The organism is uncultured Campylobacter sp., from assembly GCF_938039245.1.
GTDB lineage: Bacteria > Campylobacterota > Campylobacteria > Campylobacterales > Campylobacteraceae > Campylobacter_A.
Genome location: NZ_CALHVN010000008.1, coordinates 1 through 3,533, shown reverse-complemented (window position 1 = coordinate 3,533; position 3,533 = coordinate 1). Strand labels below are relative to the sequence as shown.

The 3,533-nt window shown below is 50.1% G+C and carries 4 protein-coding genes; all 4 read left to right on the top strand.

Annotation, left to right across the window (positions count from 1 at the left end; genetic code table 11):
• Nucleotides 1-22 precede the first annotated feature (22 nt).
• The gene (locus tag Q0218_RS01900; protein ID WP_297965733.1) at nt 23-679 is read left to right on the top strand and encodes a thiol:disulfide interchange protein DsbA/DsbL; all 657 of its coding nucleotides are present in this window, start codon (nt 23-25) and stop codon (nt 677-679) included.
• Between the two features lie 8 nt (nt 680-687).
• Nucleotides 688-1,311 carry a protein-disulfide oxidoreductase DsbI gene (gene dsbI / locus Q0218_RS01895; protein ID WP_297965732.1) on the top strand — a complete coding sequence of 208 codons (624 nt, stop codon included), beginning with the start codon at nt 688-690 and terminating at the stop codon, nt 1,309-1,311.
• 39 nt (nt 1,312-1,350) lie between these two features.
• A complete protein-coding gene (locus tag Q0218_RS01890; protein WP_297965731.1) occupies nt 1,351-3,000 on the top strand; it encodes a sensor histidine kinase in 1,650 nt (549 codons plus the stop codon).
• Between the two features lies 1 nt (nt 3,001).
• A partial coding sequence (locus Q0218_RS01885) for a response regulator (protein ID WP_297965730.1) occupies nt 3,002-3,533 on the top strand: 532 nt, incomplete at its 3' end.

The window sequence follows — 3,533 nt, the reverse complement described above, 5'->3', positions numbered from 1 at the left end:
AAATCATTTTAAGGAGCACTCCATGAATCTACTTTCTAAATTTAGCAAAGGCTTTTTAGCCGTAGCGATGTTTGGCGCCATAAGCGCGGCCGCGTTTACCGAGGGCGAGGACTACGTAAAGCTGCAAAAACCACTGCCTGTGGAGCAAAACACGCTAGTTAAGGTCTTTAGCTACACATGCCCGTTTTGCTACAAATACGACAAAACCGTCACGCCCAAGGTCGTAGAAAAGGTCGCGGGGCTAAAATACGTGCCGTTTCATCTAAACACCAAAGGCGAATACGGCGAGGCGGCGAGTAAAATTTTTGCCGTCTTAGCCGTGATGGACGAGGAGAAGGGCGTGAGCCTGCTGGATGAGAATTCGCTGTTTAAAAAGGCTAAATTTGCCTACTACAAGGCCTATCACGATCAAAAGCAGCGCTGGAGCGACGGCAAGGACGAGGCTGCGTTTTTAAAGACGGGGCTTGACGCGGCGGGTATCAGCGAAGCGGACTATCAAAAAAAGCTGCAGGACCCAAAAGTCGCCGAACTGCTTAAAAAATGGGACGAGAGCTACGACGTAGCCAAGATCCAGGGCGTACCGGCCTTTGTCGTAAACGGCAAATACCTCATCATGACGAAGTCTATCAGCTCCATCGACGGCATGGCGCAGCTAATTGAAGAGCTGCTCAAAAAATAGGGCGCGTCATGAAATTTGCGGAAAAAATAGCAAAATTCGCAGATAGCCGCCTGCCGTGGGCGATCCTCGTAGCGGTGAGCGTGGGGCTCGTGATCCTCGCGCATTCGCTGTTTCAAAACTACGTCTATATGCCGCCTTGCGAGCAGTGCGTCTATATCCGCTTTGCATTTTTGTGCATGGCGCTAGGAGGCCTGGTCGCGATCATAAATCCTAAAAATTTGCTCCTCGCGCTCGTGGGCTACCTGCTAGCCTTTTGGGGCGCGATCCAGGGCATAATGTATAGCGTAAAGCTCGCCAAAATCCACGACGCCGTGCACGGAGACGATCCCTTTGGCGTACAGGGCTGCTCGACCGAGCCGCACTATCCGTTCGGCCTGCCGCTTGAGCGGTGGGCGCCTGATTGGTTCTTGCCTACTGGCGACTGCGGCTACGACAGTCCGCTGGTGCCCGAAGGCGTCACGCTAGACGGCTTTCAGAAGTATCTCGTGGATCTTTATCAAGACGGCTGGTATCTGATCCCATCAAGCAAATTTATGTCGATGGCAGACTGCACGCTGATTGGCTTTGGCGTCTGCTTCGTCGTACTTGCCGCGATGTTTATTTGCAAAATTTTAACCCTCAAAAAAGCTTAAATCGGTCTAAATTTAGACCGATTTTGCTATACTCGCCGCATGAAAGCCTTACGCGAGCATAATTTTAAAATCTACTTCATCATCATTTTCGCAAGCCTTTTCGTGGTGCTTTTGGGCGTGAAAAACTACGAGGACGCCAAGGCGCAGATCGTGGCGCTCGCGGATAAAAACAAGATCGCTGCTAGCGAAAATATGGTCGGAAATTTCTCGTTTTGGCTAGACGAGCGACTGCGCTCGCTGGTGCGCGCGGCTAAATTTATAGAAAACGCGGGTATCTCGCAAGACGGCGAAAAGCTGGGCGACTTCATACGACTTTTCAAAGAAAACTCCGCGGAATTTGACGCCTTGCAGTTTTTGCGCGAGGACGGAGAGATCTTCGTGGACGGCAAGGAGCTAGGCGACGACGAGGCGATGCCAAAGAGCCTTCGCACGGGGCTTGTTTGGTTTGAAGAGACCAAAAACACGCTAGCGCCTACGGTAAATTTTATGCAGCGCCATAAAACCTTAGGCGAGCCGACGCTAAATTTATGCGTGCCCGTGCTGGATGGCGGCTCGTTTGCGGGGGTGTTTTGCGGCGTGGTAAAGCTGCAAAACATACTAAAAAATATGGAGAAATTTAAACTCGCGCCGGACTCCTACGCCTTCATCGTAACTCATGGCGGCGAAATTTTAACGCCGATGAAGGATACGTCGCTAAAAAAGCAGATCGAGGATAAATTTAAAGAGCTTTTTCTACGTGACGAGGATATCACGAGCCTAAATATCGGATCAAATTTCATCTCCGTCGCCGAGATCCCCACGCTAAACTGGTTCATCGGCGCAGGCACCGATAACGAAAAGGAGCTCGCCGCGCTGCTTAACTCCGTGCTAAAAAACGCCCTCATCCTGCTTTTTGCGTTTGCGGCTTTGGCGCTGGTGGCAAATTTCCTCCATACCTTTATGTACTCAAAAATCAAAAACCTGCAAGACGACTACGAGGCCCTGCTCAAGCACAAAGCGCGTATGAGCGAGGCGGGCGAGCTAATCAGCGGCATAAATCATCAGTTTATACAGCCCGTAAATTCGCTAAATTTGATGATCTCAAGCTTGCTTATGCTGCAAAAAGACGGCAAGCTAGACGCCGCGACGCTAGAGAGTATGCTGCAAAAGGGGCAGGCTGCGACCGTGCTTTTGAGTGATACGATCGAAATTTTTAGAAATTTCTATAAAACTAGCAACAGCCCGCAAAAATTTAGCGTGCAGCGCTGCATAAAAGACCTACTAAAGCTAATGCACACCGAGCTTAGCAAGGCAAACGTCACGGTAAGCTTGCGCGAGTTTCAAGACGAAGAGGCCACGCAGCGCATGGGCATCGTGCAGCAAATTTTACTCATCCTCATACACAACGCCAAGGACGCGGTCGTGGAGCGATACAAATACGAGATCACCAAGCGGCAAGTTTTTTTGGACGTCAAATTTGAAAACGGCATGTGCAAAATATCCGTCACAGACTACGGCAGCGGCGTTAGCAGGGAGCTTCGGGATAAAATTTTAACCCAGCCAAAAACCACCAAAAAGCAAGGAAGCGGCATCGGGCTGTATTTCGGTAAAAAGCTCGCAAGCGAAAAGCTAGCAGGCGACGTCAAGTTACTAAGCGCGGGCGATCCGACGACGTTTGAGCTCGGCTTTGAGATAAATTTAAAGGAGTGAGATGCAAGAGCACTTAAAGCTGCTTAAAGACCTGACCGTCCTCATCGTAGAAGACGACGAGATCGCAAGAGAGCTGCTAATAGGCGGACTAAAGCCCTACTGCCTAAGCGTCTGGGGCGCGGCAGACGGGTTAGAGGGGCTGGAGCGATTTAAAAAACTAGCTCCCGCCGTCGTCATCACTGATATCCACATGCCCGCGATGAACGGCTTTAAGATGATAAAAGAGATACTGCGCATCAAACCGGCGCAAAAATTTATCGTCTTTACCTCCTACGACACCGACGACAACCTCATCAAAAGTATCGAGCATGGCGCGGCGTCGTTTCTAAAAAAGCCCGTCGATATCGCGGCGCTTTGCCGCCTGCTCGTGGCTCTAACCTACGAAAAGGACGAAAAGCTCGTGCGCCTGGGCCCGCAAACCAGCATAAATCTCGCCAAAGAAAAGATCTACAAAAACGGCGAGGAAATTTATCTATCATTTTTGCAAAACAAGCTCTTTTGGCTCTTTGCGTATAATCTAAACAAACTCGTGA

Bases quoted from the DNA above. Each gene is read 5' to 3' on its own strand.
- Q0218_RS01900 (WP_297965733.1), top strand. From the start codon at position 23: ATGAATCTACTTTCTAAATTTAGCAAAGGCTTTTTAGCCGTAGCGATG.
- dsbI (WP_297965732.1), top strand. From the start codon at position 688: ATGAAATTTGCGGAAAAAATAGCAAAATTCGCAGATAGCCGCCTGCCG.
- Q0218_RS01890 (WP_297965731.1), top strand. From the start codon at position 1,351: ATGAAAGCCTTACGCGAGCATAATTTTAAAATCTACTTCATCATCATT.